This is a genomic window from Mesorhizobium sp. P160927, from assembly GCF_057766385.1.
On record NZ_JBYMDW010000001.1, the window covers coordinates 2,260,038 to 2,280,755 of the forward strand.

At 61.2% G+C, this 20,718-nt stretch carries 15 protein-coding genes and 1 pseudogene; 9 read left to right on the forward strand and 7 right to left on the reverse strand.

The window, feature by feature from the left end:
* The first annotated feature begins 201 nt into the window (after positions 1-201).
* From AC3CB8_RS11025 to rlxS, 5 genes are all read left to right on the forward strand, one after another.
* Positions 202-525 carry a DUF736 domain-containing protein gene (locus AC3CB8_RS11025; RefSeq protein ID WP_352726722.1) on the forward strand — a complete coding sequence of 108 codons (324 nt, stop codon included), beginning with the start codon at positions 202-204 and terminating at the stop codon, positions 523-525.
* A 169-nt stretch (positions 526-694) separates the two neighbouring features.
* Positions 695-964 (forward strand): helix-turn-helix transcriptional regulator, encoded by a 270-nt coding sequence (locus AC3CB8_RS11030; RefSeq protein WP_352550303.1) that lies wholly within the window; start codon positions 695-697, stop codon positions 962-964.
* On the forward strand, positions 961-1,509 hold the full coding sequence (locus tag AC3CB8_RS11035) for a S26 family signal peptidase (RefSeq protein ID WP_352550304.1): 549 nt from the start codon (positions 961-963) through the stop codon (positions 1,507-1,509). The genes AC3CB8_RS11030 and AC3CB8_RS11035 overlap by 4 nt, the downstream gene beginning before the upstream one ends.
* Positions 1,510-1,526: 17 nt before the next feature.
* Positions 1,527-2,183 carry a lytic transglycosylase domain-containing protein gene (locus AC3CB8_RS11040; protein ID WP_488377371.1) on the forward strand — a complete coding sequence of 219 codons (657 nt, stop codon included), beginning with the start codon at positions 1,527-1,529 and terminating at the stop codon, positions 2,181-2,183.
* A 185-nt stretch (positions 2,184-2,368) separates the two neighbouring features.
* Entirely contained in the window at positions 2,369-4,339 is a 1,971-nt protein-coding gene (gene rlxS, locus AC3CB8_RS11045) for a relaxase/mobilization nuclease RlxS (protein ID WP_352726719.1), read from the forward strand.
* A gap of 757 nt (positions 4,340-5,096) precedes the next feature.
* Here the strand turns inward: rlxS and AC3CB8_RS11050 are convergent.
* Both AC3CB8_RS11050 and AC3CB8_RS11055 read right to left on the reverse strand, forming a co-directional pair.
* Entirely contained in the window at positions 5,097-6,743 is a 1,647-nt protein-coding gene (locus AC3CB8_RS11050; protein WP_352676372.1) for an MFS transporter, read from the reverse strand.
* A gap of 547 nt (positions 6,744-7,290) precedes the next feature.
* Positions 7,291-8,436: a trans-sulfuration enzyme family protein gene (locus AC3CB8_RS11055; RefSeq protein WP_352550307.1), complete on the reverse strand. Its 1,146-nt coding sequence runs from the start codon at positions 8,434-8,436 to the stop codon at positions 7,291-7,293.
* A gap of 89 nt (positions 8,437-8,525) precedes the next feature.
* On the opposite strand from AC3CB8_RS11055, the gene AC3CB8_RS11060 reads away from it, so the two are divergent.
* From AC3CB8_RS11060 to AC3CB8_RS11070, 3 genes and pseudogenes are all read left to right on the forward strand, one after another.
* Positions 8,526-9,170 carry a helix-turn-helix domain-containing protein gene (locus tag AC3CB8_RS11060; RefSeq protein WP_023776436.1) on the forward strand — a complete coding sequence of 215 codons (645 nt, stop codon included), beginning with the start codon at positions 8,526-8,528 and terminating at the stop codon, positions 9,168-9,170.
* 49 nt (positions 9,171-9,219) lie between these two features.
* Positions 9,220-9,858: an FMN-binding negative transcriptional regulator gene (locus tag AC3CB8_RS11065; RefSeq protein WP_023783766.1), complete on the forward strand. Its 639-nt coding sequence runs from the start codon at positions 9,220-9,222 to the stop codon at positions 9,856-9,858.
* 796 nt (positions 9,859-10,654) lie between these two features.
* Positions 10,655-11,319: pseudogene (locus AC3CB8_RS11070) on the forward strand (transposase); the annotation flags it as partial.
* A 149-nt stretch (positions 11,320-11,468) separates the two neighbouring features.
* Here AC3CB8_RS11070 and AC3CB8_RS11075 read toward each other — a convergent pair.
* From AC3CB8_RS11075 to AC3CB8_RS11085, 3 genes are all read right to left on the reverse strand, one after another.
* Positions 11,469-13,532, reverse strand: a complete 2,064-nt coding sequence (locus AC3CB8_RS11075; RefSeq protein ID WP_023796259.1) for a carbamoyltransferase family protein — start codon at positions 13,530-13,532, stop codon at positions 11,469-11,471.
* A 1,139-nt stretch (positions 13,533-14,671) separates the two neighbouring features.
* A complete protein-coding gene (locus AC3CB8_RS11080; RefSeq protein ID WP_352726717.1) occupies positions 14,672-16,882 on the reverse strand; it encodes a xanthine dehydrogenase family protein molybdopterin-binding subunit in 2,211 nt (736 codons plus the stop codon).
* Between the two features lie 3 nt (positions 16,883-16,885).
* Positions 16,886-17,344: a (2Fe-2S)-binding protein gene (locus AC3CB8_RS11085; RefSeq protein ID WP_023708041.1), complete on the reverse strand. Its 459-nt coding sequence runs from the start codon at positions 17,342-17,344 to the stop codon at positions 16,886-16,888.
* 388 nt (positions 17,345-17,732) lie between these two features.
* On the opposite strand from AC3CB8_RS11085, the gene AC3CB8_RS11090 reads away from it, so the two are divergent.
* On the forward strand, positions 17,733-17,975 hold the full coding sequence (locus AC3CB8_RS11090; protein ID WP_352550309.1) for an ATP-dependent DNA ligase: 243 nt from the start codon (positions 17,733-17,735) through the stop codon (positions 17,973-17,975).
* A 523-nt stretch (positions 17,976-18,498) separates the two neighbouring features.
* Here the strand turns inward: AC3CB8_RS11090 and AC3CB8_RS11095 are convergent.
* Positions 18,499-19,401, reverse strand: a complete 903-nt coding sequence (locus AC3CB8_RS11095; protein ID WP_023685525.1) for a dihydrodipicolinate synthase family protein — start codon at positions 19,399-19,401, stop codon at positions 18,499-18,501.
* 52 nt (positions 19,402-19,453) lie between these two features.
* Positions 19,454-20,686, reverse strand: coding sequence for a trans-sulfuration enzyme family protein (locus AC3CB8_RS11100; RefSeq protein ID WP_023697828.1), 1,233 nt, complete (start codon positions 20,684-20,686; stop codon positions 19,454-19,456).
* Positions 20,687-20,718 lie beyond the last annotated feature (32 nt).

Here is a 20,718-nt window from a genome sequence, read left to right on the forward strand (position 1 = left end):
GGCCCGCCCGAAACCCTCGCCGGCAGCTTTTTTCCCCGCCGCCTGCGGCGGCTTCCTCGCGCCGCTTCGCTTCAAAAAAACTCCCCGCTCGGGTCCTCCGCTATCGCTGCGGCCGTGCCGGTTCCGGCGGTCCGGACGCGCCCATCACGGTCCGCCATCGCAGGGGAATGGTCCCCTGCGAGCACCAAGAGGAGACTGAAAATGACCGCAATCGGATACGTCACCAAACAGGAAAACGGCGGCTACAAGGGCCAGCTCAAGACGCTCAGCGTCCGCGCCGACATCGACATCGTGCCCAATCAGGCAAAGAGCGCCGACACCCATCCCGACTTCCGGGTGCTGACGCAAGGGGTCGAAGTGGGTGCGGCCTGGATCCGCACCGGCGAGACCTCCGGCAAGGACTATGTGAGCCTGTCGATTGCGGCCCCCGAGTTTGGCCCGCGAAAGCTCTACGCCAATCTGGGCCGCGCCGCCGGCCAGGATGACGAGGACACTTACGCCATCATCTGGAACCCGGTCGACTGACCGGCCGACCCGCAAAGCCCTGCGCCGCCAACCGGCGCAGGGCCTCTCTCAGGACCCGTGAGGCCGCCGAAGGGGCGGCGAAAACTCACCCCCCACTCTTCGCCCGTCCCCAAAACGATCTCGCTCGCCGATCCTCGCCTCGCTTGCCCGTAACGAACCGAGGATCATCATGGACGACGAAAACGAACGCGCAGCCCGCGCCAAGAAGGGCAGTCCGTTTCTCAACACCGCGCAGGCGGCCTTCTATATCGGGCTGTCCCAGCGCACGCTGGAGAAGATGCGCCTCAAAGGCGGTGGCCCACAATTCCGCAAGCACGGCCGCTATGTCCGCTATCACATCGACGAACTCGACGACTGGTCGAAGGGGCACGCGCAGGAGACCGCGCCCGAGGATGGCGCGCACGAATCCGGCTCGTCCGGTGAGGGAGGCCGCTCATGAGCCGGCGTCCCACCATCCGTCTGATCGGCAGCCATCTGCGGCGCATTCGAGCCCGCAAGACGATCGTCGTTGCCACAATCGGCCTTGGCCTGATTGGCTTCGCCGCCTTCGGCAAACCATCGCCCTGGCTGGTCTGGAACGCCTCGGCGAGTGCGCCGGTGGGCCTCTATCGCGCCGCATCCGGATCGCCCGCTCTTGGTGATCTCGTACTCGTCCGCCCACCAAGACCGGTCGCCGATCTCGCCGCCGAACGCTTCTATCTGCCCAGCAACGTGCCGCTGGTCAAGCGCCTTGCGGCGCTGCCCGGCGAGCATGTCTGCACCTTTAGCGACGCCATCATCATCGGCGGCGAGATAGCCGCGCGCCGGCTTGCAACCGACACGCAGCACCGTCCGCTGCCTTGGTGGAATGCATGCCGAAAACTCGCCGCCGACGAGATTTTCCTGCTCGGCAGCGATAAAGATCGCTCGTTCGACAGCCGCTATTTCGGGCCGGTGCCGACCGAAAATATCATCGGGAGGCTCGTGCCGCTATGGACCGAGTGACCCTCCTTATGCTGAGCATGGCGTGTCTCGCACCATGCTCCTGTTCCGCCGCGACCAACACGAAGCCGGTCGTCATCTCCCATAGTCCGCAGCTTGCAAGATGGCAGCCCTTCGTAGCCGAAGCAAGCCGGCGTTTCAGCATTCCACAGACCTGGATTTATGCCGTCATGGATGCCGAAAGCCGGGGGCAGACGACGCTCAATGGGCGGCCGGTCACGTCGAGCGCCGGCGCCATTGGCCTCATGCAGGTGATGCCAGCCACCTACGAGGAGTTGCGCGCAGAGCTTGGCCTGGGAGCCGTCCCACACGACCCTCGCGACAACATTCTGGCAGGCACTGCCTATCTGCGCGCCATGTATGACCGCTTCGGATTTCCAGGCCTGTTTGCAGCCTATAACGCCGGGCCGAAGCGCTACGAGCAGCATTTGCAGCGCGGGCGACCGCTGCCCAGCGAGACGGTTTCGTATCTGGAAGAGATCAAGGCGGCGGGCATTTCGGCCGCCGATATGGACGCGCTCACCGGCAAATCCCGTTCCAAAAGCGCGCCGGGAATCCCGTCCGGGCAGTCGCTGTTTTTTCTCCGAAACGGTGTTTCCGTGACCGGCCCGAATGGCCAACTCCTGGTGCCGCTCGGATCGGAGCGAGCAAGGTCAGGCCGGCCGGATCGCAGGTGAGGGCAGCGGCTACCGTGGTTCGGGCGGGGCAGGGAGGCAGGTGCGCGGAAGGCAAGATAAAGGCAGCGCCTCCTGGAGGCGGCGAAGTGTCTGTCTGCACATCGTTTTCCCCGGAGGTTGCCTCCGAGTCCAGGAGGGTGTGGCGGGCAAGCTTCTGATTTTGCTGCTGGTTCATCGGAGGCCGCATGCAGGATAACGAATTTACGCCGAAGCTCGGCAAAATTGGCTCGCTCGGCTCGAAGGCGGGCAAACGCTACGCTGGCCAGGTGCAGGCCGCGGTCAACCGAGCAGGCGGCAGGAGCGGACGTGGCAGCCGCTTCATCGGAAGCCGGGTGGGGCGCGGCGGGGCCGCTGCCGCCGTTCTTAGAGCGCGCGACCGCCACGCGGCGTTTCGGCAGCGGCGCGCAGTCGTCAAGGCACGCATCGTCAAGCTGGCCGGCAAGGGAGTCGACGGGGCTCGTGCGCACCTCCGCTACCTCCAGCGCGACGGCGTCACCCGGGAAGGCGAGCGTGGCGAGCTCTACGCTGCCGACAATGACCGCGCGGACGGCAGGGCCTTTCTCGATCGCGCGAACGGTGACCGTCATCAGTTCCGCTTCATCGTCGCCCCTGAAGACGGTATCGAGTATGATGACCTGAAGCCGCTCACCCGTCGCCTCATGGCGCAAATGGAAGAAGACCTCGGCACCAGGCTAGACTGGGTGGCCGTCGACCATTTCAACACCGGCCATCCCCACACCCACATCATCGTGCGCGGCAGGGACAATCACGGCGAAAACCTCGTCATAGCGCGGGACTACATCTCCTCTGGCTTGCGCGAGCGCGCAGCCGAACTGGTTAGCCTCGACCTTGGCCCGCGCACCGACCGCGAGATCGAGCATCGCTTGCGCCGGGAGATGGAGCAGGAACGCTTCACCAGCATCGACCGGCAGCTGATGCGCATGCGCGACGATGAGGGGTGTGTCTCACTGGCCAGCCGAGACACCTTTCGCCAGACGCTGCACCAGGGCCGCCTGCGCAAGCTCGAGCGGATGGGCCTCGCCGAGGAGATGCCTGCCGGTCGCTGGCGCCTGGAGGATGAGCTCGAAGCCACGCTACGCCGCATCGGCGCGCGCGGCGACATCGTCAAGACCATCCATCGCGAGCTGACCGGCAAGGGGCTCGTCCGCAGTGCCGCCGACCATCTTATCCACGATCGATGCGACGGGTCGGCTCAAACCGTGGTCGGACGTGTCGTCGGGCGCGGGCTGGCCGACGAAATCACTGACCGCCATTACCTCGTCGTCGACGGCGTGGACGGCAAAAGCCACTATTTTGATATCGGCAAAGGCGAGGCCACCCAACCGACACCAGAGGGCTGCATAGTGCGGGTCAGGCCGAGGGACACCGGGCCAAGAAAAGTCGACCGCACAATTGCCGGCATCGCCACGGTCAACGACGGGCGCTACAGCATCGATATACATCTCAAGCATGACCCCTCGGCCACCGAACGCTTTGCCGAAACGCACGTGCGGCGACTGGAGGCGATCCGCCGTGCGACCGGTGGCGTCGAGCGCGAGCCGGACGGCACATGGACAGTCGCGCCCGACCATCTCAACCGCGTCGCGGATTACGAGCGTCAGCGAGCGAGGGCCCAGCCTGTTGTCGTTGACAAGCTCTCATCAATGCCGCTGGAGAGCCAAGTAGGCTTCGACGGCGCCACCTGGATCGACCAGGAGCTGGTATCAGCCCACCCTGAGTCCTTGGGCGACTCTGGCTTCGGTCGCGAAGTACGTCAGGTCCAGGCCCGCCGACAGCAGTGGCTGATCGCGCAAGGTCTTGCCCATGATGCGCAGGATCGGGTCATCTATCGCGCCAACATGCTTTCAATGCTGCGCCAACGAGAGCTGAACCGTGTTGCCAGTCAGCTCTCGGACGAACTCGGGCTCTCGTATTCTGAAGCGCGGCATGGCAATCGAATAGACGGAACGCTGCGCCGCTGCGTCGAGCTCGCCGGCGGAAAATACGGTGTCATCGAGAAATCGCGCGAGTTCACGCTGGTGCCTTGGCGGCCGGTGCTTGAGCATCATATCGGTAAGGAGGTGTCTGGCGTGGTGCGCGCAGAGGGGATTTCCTGGACGATCGGACGCCAGAGGAGCGGGCCCGGCGTTTCGTGAACTGGCTACAATTTATTTGTCCGCGTTGAAACACATACTCAGCCCACACGGAGTTCCTCCGCCTGCTGCTTGCTCGCAGCATTCATTTGGCGGAGAGTCTGTGTTCTGCATTTTGTAGTTCGCTCTGTCAAAAAGCGCTGGGAATATGCATCATGTTCTGCGTTGACACGGAAGGCGCGCCGACAGGTGCTGCGGATCGGCTCCCGATGGCTGCCAGCTAGAAAGGTGGGCTGACTCGTGACAGCGCAAGGGGCTCTGGCGGCCGCGGTACGGCGACGCGAGCTCTGGCATCGAGGATGAAGCCGCACTTCCCGATCTCATTCTACTCGCAGGACCGGCAGACGCGGCGGTCGCCCGTGCGAGCAACCATGCTGTTGGCCCCGGCGTGAACTGGCAGTCCGTCCCGGGGGGACTTTGTAACGGAGAAAACTAAGCGGAAAGAGGCGCGCGGCCCGTCTCCCCAGCAACCCGCCTTGCGGATTCCTCCTCTGCCCGCTTCGCAGAGGGGGATACCCTCCGCCCCCTTGCTATTCGTTGCCCGCCGCTATGCAAAGGACAGGCGACCTGAATCCGTGCTCAAGCCGATCTGGCGGCAGAGAGGGGGGTCTCGGGCTGAACATGGGACCCGTGATGGACATAATTGCCACGCGAATCCTCATGCTCGCCTAACCGGCCGGAACGATTTGCAATCCGGGCAGGCTCAACAAATTAAGGAGTAGCTCGTTCCGTGTCCAAGCCCAGACAAGTCTTGGTTTTCTCACGGGCGCGATACAAAAGGCACAGGCTGGACTTGGCTGCCGGGGGCGGGGCTTGTCGACCGCTCGATTGAAAGTGAGATGCGAGGCGGAGAATCACCCATGTGCAGAGCGGCAAGGCGCTCGCCTATGTCCCTGTCATTCACCGTTAGCCGATGGTTTAGACGAAGATAGTCCGTCCATGTCGGCGTGCGGAAGGTCTCGGTCCAAAGCGTCGACTTCTGAAGGTCGCGCTGGAGGGTCCAGTCCCGCGCACCGGCGCGGCTCTGAACGCGCCGCCTTTCGCGCATGCAGCTCAGAAATTCATCGATACTCTCCTCGAGTATCGAGTACTCCATCTTGATCACGATCGGACCGCTCCTGGGCTTCAAAGGGAGGGCCAGTTCTGGTGGCCTGAAGTCGACGGCCGCTTGATCCGATTCCTCCCATAGCCGCACCGGCAATAGCTTTCCCACAGCCGCGACCAGCAACAGTGCCGCTGCAGCACCTTCCAAAGCCCACGTCAGCGAATAGTACTGCGCGACAGCACCCCAGATCCAGCTACCCGCTGCCATGCCGCCGTAGGTCAGGGCGTAATAGATGGACAGGGTGCGACCAACGACCCACCTTGGGCTTGCCAACTGCACACACACGTCGGTTCCGGTCCAGGTGACAACCCAGCCAGCGCCACCGATTGCAAGCGCGATCGCCGCCACAGCCACCGACGATGTGAGGGCCATGAAAAGGCAGCACGTTGCGCAAGCAACGGATGCGAGCGTGATCAATCGGTTCTGGGACGTGATGCGTCTCAAGTAGCTGCTGCCAATGCCGGCGATGAAGGCGCCTGTGCCGAAGCCGGCCAATAGCACGCCGTACACAATTGGCCCTCCCGCCAGTTGGTCGCGAACCAGGAGGGGGAGCAGAGCAAGGATCGAGATGCTTGACAACCCGAACAGGGTTGCACGCACGATCGCCACTCTGATCTCTGAGGATATTGCCGTGAATCGCATGCCATCATGAATGGCCGTAGTCATCCGCTCGCGCGGAAGAGGCGAAGAGCGAACTTGCCACTGTGAGCGCAGAACAGCGCTCAACGGGACCAGGTCACTTAGCGCAGCGAGGGCGAAAGCCGTAAGGGGGCCCAGCAAAGCTAAGATTACACCGCCCAGCGCCGGTCCTATGCTCCGAACCACGTTGTACCCCACCGACATCAGCGTCACTGCAGCGGGTATGTCGCGCTTTTCCAGGATATCGCCGACCGAGGCGTGCCAGGCTGGATCGTTCAAGGCAAAGCCGCATCCGGCCAAGAAACTCAGTCCCAGGATTAGCCATGGACTAGCAAAGCCCAGTCCCACAGAGAGTGCCAGCGCCGTGGATGCCAGTGCGATCAGGCAGTGTCCGGCAAGCATCACGCCACGGCGGCTGAAGCTGTCTGCAATGGCTCCAGCAAGGATCGACAAGAAGAACGCGGGCAGTGTCGATGCAGCCTGTACGAGCGCAACCATCAGATCGGAGGCTGAAATCGTGGCCATGAGCCAGCTTATAGCCACGCTCTGCACCAGCCAGCCAAGGCTGGATATCTGCGTGGCTGTCCAGATAGAACGAAAGACCGGGTTGTGAAGAGGGATCAGTGTGTTTGCCGCAAAGCGCGGAGGATCTTGACGCCGCATCACTTCTTCACCTCCACTGGGAGTCGTTCTTCCGCTCATTTGATTAGAGCGGTGCGCTCTCTGCACTGACTGCGTCACAACGAAGTTCCGAGATCGCGCTCGCAACAAGGACAATGTCGCATCCACGGTGCTGATGCGCGTTGAGGTACCAACCTGGCCGTTAGCTGATGGGTCCCGCAGCCCGCTTGGTGCGGTCAGTTCTGCCCTGCGACTCTTGGCTTTGGACGGTGCTAGCGCCCCGATGGCCGGCTTGTCAAAGTGCCGTAGTGCCAGCACATCCATCCCATCTGTTGACCGCGATCTCCGACGAGGTCGAGCAGCAGGAGGTCAACGGCAAATCTGGGTATTTCCGCTTCCGGTCGAGCGCGTGGCCATCGTCCAGAAGCCCGAAGACGTTCATCACCCATGCGACCACGCGCCCGAGACGATGCGACACGGCGGTAGCGGTTCACCAGAGGACGTGCGTTCTACTCAGCAGGAACATTGTTCTGCCGATCGTCGGCTGCGCCAGCCGCCACATAAAGCGGCGCCAGAGTTCTTGCACCCGTCATTGGACTCCCGCTTTGCAGGTTTCGCCTAGGGCCTGCATCAGGTCATCGATGATGTCCTGAGGATGTTCAAGCCCTACAGAAATTCGCAGCAATCCGCCTGGCGCTTTGGACTTCGCACCTTCAACGGATGCGCGATGCTCTATCAGAGAATGCGTCCCGCCAAGGCTTGTCGCCCGGACAACAATCTTCAGGCGGCCGGCCACGGCCATTGCAGCATCGGCTCCGCCCTCGACGATAAAGGATAGCATCGCTCCGTAATGGCTCATTTGCCGCGTAGCAAGATCGTGTCCCGGGTCAGTTTGCAGACCAGGAAAGAGCACTTTTTCGACGCGCGGATGAGACGCCAGGGCCTCGGCCACTTTCTGGGCGCCTTCGCAATGGGCGCGCATGCGGACCGGCAATGTCTGCAGGCCCCGCAACGCCAGCCAACAGTCGAAGGGCGCTGCGACGCTGCCCTTGTGTTTCTGGACCATCCGCAATGGGCGACCGAGGGGTGACGCGTTTGGGACAATGACGACACCGGCCATCAAATCCGAGTGGCCGCCAATGTACTTTGTCGCCGAGTGCATCACTGCGTCTGCCCCGATTTCGAGCGGCAGTTGAAGCACTGGGGTGGCCCACGTATTGTCCACCACCGCCAAGGCGTCTGCCTCGTGCGCGATTGCGCAGATGGCCGCAATGTCGACAACGCGGATCATCGGGTTTGACGGCGTCTCGATCCAGACGAGGCCAGTCCGCTTCGATGTCACCGCGGCGCGCAAAGCGTCCAAATCGCGCATGTCGACTGGGGCAAAGTCGAAGCGAGACCCAATGTCGGTCTCTTCGATCAGCGAACGAATGCCGAAATACATGTCATCCGGCAGAACGATCCGACCCGCCGACGGATGGCTCTCGAAAACTGCAGCGATTGCGGCCATGCCCGAAGCGAAGGCGATGCCGTCTTCCCCTCCCTCAAGCGTCGCCATGGCCGCCTCGAACGCATTGCGTGTAGGATTTCCATCCCTTGTGTATTCGAAGCCGGACGGAAATGACCCGTTGACACCGCGTTCGAACGTCGTGCTGGTGTGCAGCGGCATGGATACGGCCCCCGTGGACGCGTCGACCCCTCGGCCGCAGTGGATCGCCTTCGTCTCAAAACGCATCGGTTATTTCCTTCCTAACGGGCAGTTGCAATTTCGCCCCGGTCATTATACTGACCGCAATAGGTGAGCCGAGGTCCTAAGTCAATATAATGACCGATGTTACGACAGCCTTTGATGCCGAGCAGGTCCTTGGGCAAGCGATAGCGGCCCGGATCCGAGACTTGAGGCGTGACCAAAACCTGACCCTGGATCGACTGGCTAAACTAAGCGGCCTGTCCAAGGGAACCGTGGTCGCGCTGGAGCAGGGTAGGGCGAACCCCAGTATCGGCATACTGTGTCGGCTGGCGGCGGCGTTTTCGCTCTCGGTGGCCGATTTGTTGAACGAGCACCCTTCCACGGTGTGCCTTCCCATCGAGCGGACAGAGACCAGGAGGCTTTGGACGAGCGCCAAGGGAAGCTCTGCACAACTGCATTCGTCGACCTCGGGACGCACGATGTTCGAATTGTGGAGCTGGGTCATTATGCCGGGCGACGTGTTTTCCGCGGATGCTCATAGTCCGGATACGCGCGAGTTGATCTCGGTCAGTCAGGGTGCCCTGAGCGTTGTGGTAGGTACCCATGTGGTCATTTTAAGCGAAGGCGAGAGTGCGCGGCTTGTCACTGACCAACCGCACTCATACGCGGCGGCATCTGATGTGCCCGCCCATTTCTCGATGGCGGTTCTTGAGCGTGGTGGACACCGAGATCCGGGGCACTCGTCGACGGCAGCGAAGATTCAGGAGCCCGTTCCGTAAGGCTCCGCCGATTACTAGCAACCGCACATTCGCGACAGGAGATAAACCGTTGTACGTTCCGCCTCATTTTGCCGTCCCTGATCAGAACGCCCTGTTCGAGCTTATCGAGAAACACCCGCTTGGTATCCTCGTCACCCAAAGCAAAGGCACACTGGACGCGAACCACCTCCCCTTCGAGCTTGACCGCTCGAAGGGAGACAAGGGCGTTCTCAATTGCCATGTCGCTCGCAAGAACCCAGTCTGGGAGGAAGTCGCCAATGGCGATGAGGTTCTCGTAATCTTCCGTGCCGCCGACGCTTACATCTCGCCGAACTGGTATCCAAGCAAGCACGAACTCCACAAGCAGGTGCCGACGTGGAACTATCTCGTCGTCCACGCCCACGGACGCATCACTGTCCGGGATGATGAGCGATATGTACGCCGTAACGTGGCGAAGCTCACTCATATGCAAGAAGCCTCGCAGCCTGCCCCGTGGAAGATGGGCGACGCGCCGAAGGACTTCATCGACACGATGGTTAAGGCAATCGTCGCCCTGGAGATCGAGATCACCGGCCTGGTTGGAAAATCAAAACTCAGCCAGAACAAAGACTTGCGCGACATTCAGAACCCTGGTGAAATGCTGCGTGCCCAAGGGGCCATTGCGATGGGAGAAGCGATGCTCGCGGCTGCGGCGGCCAAATCCCAATAGCATGTGTCTTGTCCCGACAAAGCCGCTGGTGCCGGCTTCTGACGGGTCACCTAGCCCGCCTTGACGCACGGCAATAGCTTTTGACGGCCTGAAGCGACGCTGTGGTCACCGTTGTGATACTTTTCCACGCGCCTGGTCAGGCGGCAGGATTGCTCCGTCGTGACCGACGGGTTCGTTTCAGGCGCCTGCGCCCCTCGTATGTCCGCGACCAGCCACGCAGCGGTTTATGAGGCGCAATCGCACGCGTTTCGAAGCCACGTACCTTGGGCGGCAAGCTCGACCATGCGCTCGACGCAGCTCCAAGTGCGGCGCCGTCAACGATCTCCTTGAACCTGCGGAACTTGCCCGAAAGCACTTCTCTTACGGGAGATGATTGGCTTTGTCGCCGAACCGACTGATGGAGATGGTGGCGGCGCCGCCGTAGCGATCAGACCCGCCTTGCAGCGCAATGGCTACCCGGGCGCGACTGGGAGATGCGGGCGGGACTGTGGAACTGCGGAAACGGAGCGGATCGGCATGGAGCCGTGACCGCTTGCGATCTGGCTCTGGCACGAGTTAACGAGCGCGGACTTCCGATCGTGTCAAGCGCCGCCCTCTCGATGATGCCGGACAAATCGGGCCGCCACGAGCGGCGGGCCTTGCTCAGATCGGACGGACCGGATGGTTTAAGCAGGTTCGCATCAAGAGCCACGGCACCTGTGTCGTGCGGGTGCTGCTGTCGGCACGTGACCTTCTCGTCAGCGAACAGATGCCTGGGCTTCTTAAGGCCTTCGGCGTCATATTCGGCAAGAAGATCGATGCCCAGGTGATCCTACACATGCTCAGGATACCAGGCGACGCAGGTCTACCATGATCCGCTGCGAGCCGGCATCAACGAAGTGCAGGAACTGTCGAAGACACATGAAGCGATCGCCAGGGCCAAGACCGAGATCCAGCACCGCAGGCTGACACACTACCAGCCGCTGTATTTTCCCGAGATCGATCGCTTCCGGGGGAACAGCCGCAGCGATTGGTTCTTTGCCTTCCTCCATGCCTTTCCGACCCCAGCAAGCATCACGGCGCTGACGAAGGAGGAGTTTGTGGCAGCAGCTTGGGATGTCGTCGGCCGCAAGGTCAGCAAGACACAGATTCTGACGGCAATATTTTCGAGACGGCGCGCCCATCGATCGGATTGCCGCTGCCACTGGATGACTTGATGCGCCTGCCATTCGCATGTTCCAGATGGTCATTGACGAAGCACGCAGCCTGGTCCGGCAACATAATGAGATCGAAGCACAGGCCGACGATCTGCTGCGGCACAGCCAGGATTATCAGCTCCTGCGACAAATCCCGGGCATCGGACCGATCGAGGCATTGACCGTCATTGCCGAAGCCGGCGATCTTCGCCGCTTAGGTCATCATCGCCAGTTTCTAAAGTTTTGCGGGCTGGACCTCTCGACACAGAAGTCCGGTGAGGCCAGACCCGCCTTTCCAACCCAGGCACACGACCCATTCAATAGCATTCCTAAGCATACTGACCAGGGCGACCTCGACCCCTCTAATCACAGCGGTGAGCTCGCAGGCGGGGTCGATGAACACTATTGATTGGCCGAGCTTGAGCGGCATCTCTATCACATTGATAGCCTATTAGGCTGGTCCGGCGTTTTATCGGACCCATGATCCATCCGAGCAGCTTGTGAGGGATGCAGCCGAACCAGGCGCTGCTCCCACAGTCTTCGCAGGTCCTCCAGCAGAGCTTCATGCTCAGCCTGATCGGGCGCAATTATATTGAGGTGATCGCTTAACACGGCTTCGCCCTCAATCCGCATCAGCAGATTAAACAGGTCGTTTGAAATTCGCACACTGTCAATGCTGGAGTGGTTCGGAATAATCTCGCAGACAGTCTCCTGATGATCTCGCGCTGTGTAAGCACGGGTTTGATGGAGGGAGACTGAGGGAGGCAAGGAAATCGCAAGCGCAGTCCAATCCTGCAGCGTTGCAGCCCGTTTTTTTACCAGGAAGGGCCCGACCACAAGTCCATCCAGCTCTGTCGTCAAAAATGTGGCAATCGCGTCTGCAACCGTATCCACGATCGGTTCAGCATTGTTGTTAAAGGACGTATTGAGCAGAATTGGAGTGCCTGTCCGCTTCTTGAACGCATTGATGACCTCCCAGTAAGCGGGGTTGGCATCGCGCGATACTGTTTGCAGCCGAGCCGTACCGTCGACGTGCGTAATGGCACCCAACAAGGCGCGCTTTGAGTCACGCACGCGAACGACGAAATTCATGAATGGAAATTCGTGCTTACCGTCCGGGAGGTCGAAAAATTCGCTCGCATCCTCTTCCAGCACAGATGGTGCGAAAGGCCTATAGCCTTCGCGCTTCTTGACCATGGCATTGATCCGGTCCTTGTTTGCAGCGGGCCGAGGGTCGGCAAGAATGCTGCGGTTGCCCAGCGCACGTGGCCCAAACTCCGAACGACCCTGCACCCAGCCGATCACGGCGCCGTTGGTGATCCAGTGGGCTGCACTGCTCGCTACGTCATAAGAGCGTTCAACCTCGAGATGTCCGGACCATGCATTCAGTTCCTGTTCCACGGCGCGGTCGCTCCCGAGATCAGGACCCCAATAGACCTCCTGCAGTCGCTCACGCGGCGCGGGGCGGCCCATCTCGTTAGAGACTATCAGCGCAGCTCCCAATGCGCAGCCAGCGTCGTGAGACGCGGGTTGCACGAAGATGTCTTCGAAAAGCCCTGAATACAGCAGCTTGCCGTTCATCGTGCAGTTGTGGGCTACCCCTCCCGCCAGACACAACCGCTTCATGCCGGTGGCCTCACGGTGGTGCCGGAGAATGTGGAACACGATCCGCTCAAGCGCTTCCTGCAGTGACGCACTCACATCTCGATGCTGCTGGGTGAAAGGCATTCCCTTTCGCCTGATCTCGATGTTGCGGAGCAACGCCGGACCGATGCGGTCGAGGTGAACACGGTAGCCACCGTTGGCGGAGAGCTCGTAGAACTGCTCGAAGAGCTCGCGATAGGGAGCGGGGTCGCCATAGGGCGCGAGTCCCATTACCTTATACTCGTCGAACATGCCGTAGCCGAGACAGCGGATCGTCTCGAGATAAAACAGCCCAAGAGAATTGTCCTCCGGGAAAGCCTCGATTTGCGTAATTTCTGTGCCAGACCCTACCGCCACAAGGCCCGACAGGAAATCACCACAGCCATCAATCGCTAGAATGAGACTTTGTTCGAAGCCCGACATTGCAAAGGCGCTCACGGCGTGCGCCTGATGATGACCTACGAATGAAATACGCGAACTGTCCAACTTAGTGCCGAACTCACGCGCTAACAGGTTCTGCACCAACATTTTAGCATCCAACGGAGTGGAGAGAATGTCCGGTTGGGAAGCGGACATACCTTCAAGCATGGCGTTGGCATAGGGCTCGCTGGCGTAGACCGCGACACGATCAATGTCGCTGAGCTGAACCCCGGCCGTCGAGAGACAGTATTGAATCGAACCACTTGGCAGCTTGTTCGAGTGCTTGATTCGATTGAGGCGTTCCTCTTCTACGGCGGCTATCACCTTTCCGTCTCGGACGAGCACCGCGGCGCCATCGTGCATAAAGGCGTTCGGACGCTCGAATCGGTTTTCATGGACTTGGTCAAGTCCGCCGCTGATTCCTAGGCACAGCATTTCTTTCTCCAAATAGTAACGGGAAGCCAAATTGGCTTACCTCGACTGTTTCCAACTAAATAGGCCGTGTTGTCGCCTGCAGCTGCGACCGCCCGTCAGGCATCAGCGGCATCGAAGAAAGCCTCATAAACGATCAATGAGATGCTTCGACTGTGACGCCTACGGTGCCATCACGCCGAGAGCTTGGCTGGATCATCCAATCCTGAGCGGCTGCTGACATGTATCCGGCGATGTCGTTTTCATCGGCAGAACCAACTTGCGATGCCGCCTGTTCTTGGGAAGGGCGGCCGTCGACGAATAACAGTACCGCCCCCGCGAACTGGCCCGATTTCATTCTCCGAAGCGACCATGGTCGCACCGCCCGACATTGTCGGCCAGTTGCAACTCACTTTCTCGGCACGACCTCCACTGCACGTCAGGGCGCATCGAAGATTTTCTCCTTTGGATTATTCCCAAGGCAGCTTTCGTCACGCGATAGAGCAGCGTGTGATTGGTGCGTGAGGCTCTTTTTTGTCCATGCACGATTCCGGAAGAGTGATGAAATCGATTGTTTTGATCAAAGTCATCCACGCTATGAATAACAGCCGCAGCACATGCGTTTTCAAAGCGCTTCAGGCTTCCCGGATGGCTACTCCGATGTGAAGCGCATGGCATTCCAAGCGCTCTGTCAACCAAACAATGAGTATCGGCGTCGACCCTCATTGCCTTCGTCTTCGCGACTCCGTGACAGCGGCTGACATTGTGTTTGTAGGGCATCGGGCGAAGATCATGTCGATCGGCCATCTCGCCTGCCTATCGGCAAACCCTTGAACAATGATCCACGCACCAGCGCGATTGTGATCACGAGCGCCTCTGAGCTCGGGAGGTTCGGTTTTCTGAGGGTCCTGGGTCTCCGAAGCGATGGAGGTAGCTAGCCTTCCTGGTGCTATACGGTTGTGCTCTTCATGGAGTGGACGCATTTGCGTCTCGAAAGCGGTTCTTCAGTGGAACCGGCGCCAAGGCCCGTCTGTGGTCGTTCAGACCACGGGGTGCCGTCTCCAAACGGGATATTGCAGCGGGCAGCCGCCGGAATTTGACCCATGGAAATGAGCGCCTGTCAGGAGGCGTTCGAAAACGGCGCGATCTTCATCGCGGCTGTTTCATGGTGTCATTTCTGACATGTTCTTTATAATCGGCAGCTTGCGGATAGTCTTGCCCGTCGCCGCCCGTAGCGCGTTGGCGACGGCCGGGCCGATCGGCGGCACACCTGGCTCACCAACTCCCGTGGGCGGCTCCTCGGACGGCACAATGTGCACCTCGACTCGCGGCATCTGCTCGATCCTGAGCGGTGTATAGGTATCGTAGTTCTCTTGGTCTACGACACCGCCATTCAGGGTCAGCTCCTCCTGGAGGATCGCGCCTAGCCCGAAGCCGATACCGCCCTCCATCTGAGCGCGAATCTGGTCAGGATTTATCGCGGTGCCGCAATCTACCGCGCAGACGACGCGGTCGACCTTGAAACCATTTTCATCGTTGAGGGTGATCTCCACCACATCGGCGACATAGGTCGAGAGGCTTTCATGCAGGGCCACGCCGCGGAAACGGCCTTCCGGCAGAGGCTTGTCCCAGCCTGCCTTCTCAGCAGCCACTTTAAGCACGGCGGCATGCCGTGGGTGGTGACCGAGCATTGACAAGCGGAAGTCGACCGGATCACGGTTCGCAGCGGCGGCCAGCTCATCGATCAGGGTTTCCACCGCGTAAGCGGTGTGGGTGGAGCCTACCGAACGCCACCACAGCACCGGGATGTTCACGTCCGTGGTGGTCAGCTCGACCTTCAGGTTCGGGATCGCATAGGGCAGGTTGGTGGCGCCCTCTACGGAGGTTGGATCGATGCCGTTCTTGATCATCGCCGCAGAGGTCGAACCGCCCAAGACCGATTGGCCCACGATGTGGTCATGGAGAGCGACGACATTGCCTTTCTTGTCGAGCCCCGCCTTGACTGCGTGCACATAGGCCGGCCGGTACCGCCCACCCCGCATGTCATTCTCGCGGGTCCACTGCACCTTCACTGGCTTGCCGCGTCCCAGTGCACGCGCTGTGGAAACAGCTTCGATAATGACATCTGCATCCAAGACCGCGCGGCGGCCGAAACTGCCGCCGGTCTTCATCACGTGCAGCCTCACCTTGTCCGGCGTGGTGCCGCCTACCTGAGCGGCAGCCGCCTGATAAAGGTCGGGCATCTGGTGTCCGCCCCAGACGTCGATGGTGCCGTCTTCGTTGATTCGGGCGGCCGCGTTGAGTGGCTCGATCGAAGCATGGACAAGATAGGGGAATTCGTAGTGCCCCTCGATGATTTTCTCAGCACTGGCGAACGCTGCGGGAGTGTTACCGTCGTCGCGCGCGGTGGCCGCGCCCAGATCGTCTGCTGCCTTGTTGTATTCGGCCATGATCTCGGCCGTGCCGCGCCCTTCGGCCTTCTCCTCGTTCCAGGTCACCTCCACGAGGTCGCGGCCCTTGAGCGCCGTCCAGGTGTCCCTGCCAACCACGGCAATGCCTCGCGGCGTCTGGACGACATCGACAATGCCGTCGAGTGCCTTGGCCTTGGTTGCGTCGAAGCTCTCGATCTCGGCGCCGAACTTCGGCGGATGGATCATAACGGCCGTCTGGAGCCCCTCCATCATGAGGTCGATCGTGTAGGTCTGCGCGCCGTTGGTCTTGCCGGCGGAATCGTAGCGCTTGACGCTGTCCGATCCGATCTGGGCCCACTTGTCGCGCGGCTTTAGCGGCACGTCGTCGGGAACCGGCATTCCCGCTGCGGCTTCAGCCAGGTCACCGTAGCGCGCCTGCATCCCTGAGGCGTGCGACACGACCCCGGAAGCGACTTTGACCTCGCCGGCTGGCACATCCCACCGCTGCGCCGCGGCCGCCACCAGCAAGGCCCGTGCGGCAGCACCCGCCTTGCGGTAGCGTTCCCACGACGAACTCATCGACGTGGAGCCACCAGTCGCCTGTGCGGCCCCGCCCCAGGCGAGATTGCCGTAGAGCGCGGTATTGCCATATCCGCCGACCACGTCCACCTGCGCCCAGTCGCCGTCGAGCTCTTCCATAACCAGGGTGGCGATGCCGAAATAGGAGCCTTGTCCCATCTCGAACTGCGAGGAGTGGATGATGATTCGGTTCTCCTTTGTGATCTCGACATAGGTCTGGAAGGGGTTCGCCTGAACCTTTGCAGTAGTCGTTTGTGCGATGTCGGACGCCGCCAGCACTAGCCGGTAGCCCACGGCGAGGCCAGCGGTGGTGGCGCCCGCGCCGACGAGGAACCGGCGGCGCGTGGGCCGCACGGAGTTATGCTTCGAGAGAAACTGCGACATGCCTCAAGTCTCCAGCCGGTTGGCGGTCTCGTGGATGGCCGCGCGGATGCGATGATAGGTGGCGCAGCGGCAGAGGTTGCCGCTCATCGCCGAATCAATATCATCGTCCGACGGCTTAGGCGTCTCTGTAAGGAGGGCCACGGCCGACATGATCTGGCCAGACTGGCAATAGCCGCATTGAGGTACGTCGAACTCGGCCCACACGGCCTGGACCGTTTCGCCTATCTTGCCCGACACACCCTCAATGGTGGTGATCGAGGCTCCTTCGATGTCGCCGACTGCGGTCTGGCACGAGCGCGTCGGCATGCCGTTAACGTGAACCGTGCAAGCGCCGCACTGGGCAAGCCCGCAACCGAATTTCGTTCCCGTGAGTCCGATGACGTCACGGACCGCCCACAGCAGCGGCATCTCTGGATCGACGTCGAGTGTTCGCGCCTCGCCATTGAGGGTAAAAGCGACCATTGCTTGCTCTCCTTGTCCTGAGCTGGCTATCTCGTTGAGCCTCCGCCCGCCTGGCAACCGAGCTCTTGTTGCTGAGGCCTAGCGACCACACACTAGGAACGCGCAGCTCAAGCAACAAGCCGCTAGGTTGGCGAGTTACGAGATCGTGAAGTGGGTCGTGTCGAAAGGCTGGAGGCAACTGAATGTCTTTGGGCGGACAGGCCGCTTTAGGCTGGGTTACACGAGACTGGACATTCGGGTCGTCGCGAACATCGACCGCTGGTCGGCCGCGTCCGGCAGGGCCCTGATTGGCTACACGAAATGAAATGGGACTACTATCGATGGGGGCCTACCTCGACCCGCAACCTCCACGACTGGACCCTCAGGTTTCCGGCTATCGTCCCGGGCGGTGGCCGAGCTCGGCGCCTCGGACGCGATAATAGACGGTGAGGCGTTCGTCGTTGACCAGAAGGCTTGTCGCGCATTCCCAGTCTTCAGCGGGCTCTTGGCCGCGGCGGGAGACGTCAGGACCATGCTTGCCGGCTTCGACCTGCTCGAGATCAACGGCGAGGGTCTTCGCGATCGGCCACTCGTCGATCGGCGCAAAGCGCTAGTTAACCTGCTGAGACGCCGCCAAACGGCATCGTTCTGAGCGACGAGATCAGCGGCGGCAGCGACATTCTCGCGCAAGTCTCCCAGTTCGGCCTCGAGGGCATCGTCTCCAAGCTGCGTGTCAGTCCATATCGATCCGGCCGGCGCCAAGAATGGGTGAGACAAAATGCGTGCTGAGTGATGAGTTCATCGTCAGCGGCTGCGAACCCGGCAACAGTTACGGCGGTCGGGAAGCGTGCTCTGGCGAATGTCGAGGACGGAAATCTGGTGTTCGCCGGCGGCTTGGCACCGGCTTCAATGCGCGCACCGGGCCGGAAGTAAAGCGCCGGCTCGATGCCATTCCAATGGATAAACCACCGATTCCTAGTTTGAAGGCGAACGGTGCGGCATGGGCGGAGTGCCCTGCGCAGTCTGTACCTCAGTCGATTGTCGAGTTCGAAGGGGGTGTGATTGGCGTCGAGACCGCTCCAGCCATGGCTATCAGCACGCCGAGTGCGTTGTTTTCGATCAGTTCTCGAAATGAGCGGGTAAATACCTTTCACTTGCCGAACGGGGTTTGCTGTTCACCGGCTGGCATCCGATGGCAAACCTTTCAACGCGGCGGCGATCTGGCGCTTCGCTGCTGGGGGCAGAGGTAGGATGGGACGCGGGGGTTCGGCACTGCAAACGTCGAGCAATTCAGCGAGTGCATAGACGACGCGAAGGCTCGAGAACTCCTTGAAGAGGCTCCAGATCGGGACCAGCGCGGCATTGATCCGTCGCGCTTCGGCCGCATCGCCCTGTTGCGCCGCTGTGACGATCGTCATGCAGACCTCGGGCAGGATGCCCGCGAGGACGCTGTACCATGTGTCGGCGCCGGCGATCATGGCCTCGGCGGCGTTCCAGTCGCCGCTGTAACCAATCGAGAACCCTTCCGGCAGTGTGCGCCTCTGGGCGGTCAGGTGGTTCTTGATCGCATCGCTTTTGTCTGTCGGATTCTTGATGGCGACAATCCCAGCCACCTTTGCCAGGCGGCTGACAAGGGGTGGACTGAAATGGAAATGCGTCGTTCCTGGATTGTCGTAGACGACGATCGGCAGGCCACTTTCGCGCGCCACAGTGGAGAAATGATCGAACACCTCGTCATCAGTAAGCGGGGTGTAGGAGGCGGCGGCAAGCAACCCCGCAGCTGCTCCAAGGGCCTTGGCGTCTTGCGCGAGCCCCACGGCTTCATCGGTGCGCAGCGCGCCCACACCCACCACGACCGGCATTTGCCCCGCCGTTTGGTCCAAGGTCTCGGAGAGCGCCCGCCGCCGTTGCTCGCGCGACAGATAGATGTATGTGCCGGTGCTGCCGAGAAGACCGATGGAATCGACCTGAGCAATGCCAAGCCGAGCAATCAGCCTGCGCAGGGCAACGCTATCGACGCGGCCGTCACGATTGGTCGGGGTGATGGGGAACGCGGAAAGACCGCTCAGGAATGCCATGGCAAGGCTCCAGATCTATGTGTGAGCGCAGAGGTGGCCGCACGCCAGGTCATTACAAGACGTCCAAAGCCCGCCGCAGATCGGCGATCAGGTCATCAGCGTCTTCAAGCCCCACCGAGAGACGCATGAGATCCTCGCCGACTCCATCGGCCAAATGGGCATCCTTGCGGATCGGCTGCCGAGCACGGGTGAGGCTTGCTGGATGATAGATGAGGCTGTCGGCATCGCCGAGGCTGACGGCGCGAATGATCAGGTTGAGCCGGTCCATCATCCGGCGCGCTCCTTCGTATCCAGCGTGGAGGCCAAAGGCCAACATGCCCGATCCGTTGGACATCTGTTTTCGCGCCGTCACCTGATCAGGGTGCGAGTCGAGGAACGGATAACTCACAAATGCCACCGCCGGGTGCGCTTCCAGCGCCCGAGCCACCGCAAGGGCTGTGGCGCTGTGCCGTTCCATACGCAGCGTCAGCGTCTTGAGACCGCGCAGGATTAGGAAAGCTGACATGGGCGAGAGCGCTGCGCCGGTGATGTAGCGCAGGCCCGTTTCATGCAGCGTACGGAGCGTTTGGGCGTCGCCGAGAAGCGCCCCGCCAAGGGCATCGCCATGACCATTGATGTACTTGGTCATCGAATGGAGCACGATGTCCGCCCCGTGCTCAAGCGGTCGCTGGAGCGCGGGCGAGGCGAAGGTGCTGTCGACTGCAACCCTTACACCGCGCGCGTGAGCGCGCTCGGCAATTGCCGCTATGTCGAGGATGCGGCTCAGCGGATTCACCGGCGTCTCGAAGAAAACCAGCCGCGTCCGCTCGGTGATCGCAGCATCGAGATTGTGGGGATTTGACAGATCGACCGCGACGACCTTGATGCCGAAGCGGGGGACCGCCTGTTCGACCATGGCAAGCGTGTTCGCATAAAGCGTCTTGTGGACGATGAGTTCATCGCCCTGGGACAGGAGCGACAGGATCAGAGTGCCGAAGGCCGCCATCCCCGAGGCAACAACCAGCCCCGCCTCGGCTCCTTCCAGATTCGCGAGCCGCTGCTCGAGGATCTCGGTCGTGGGATTGTATTCGCGCGCATAGAGCCTTCCACCAAGGGCGGCGGCGGCATCGTTTGCTGCCACGCTTTCGAACCCATAGGTTGACGTCAGGAACACTGGCGGCTGGACGGCATTGGAAAAGCCGGCCGGATCGTAGCCATGATGGATCGCCCGGGTGGCAAATCCGGGGCTGGTGCGGTTGAGCGACCCCGTGGGAGCATCGGTTTCGGATTGATGGGAGCTGGTCATTCGGCCTCTGCGATCTCTCTTGGGGTTCCGAA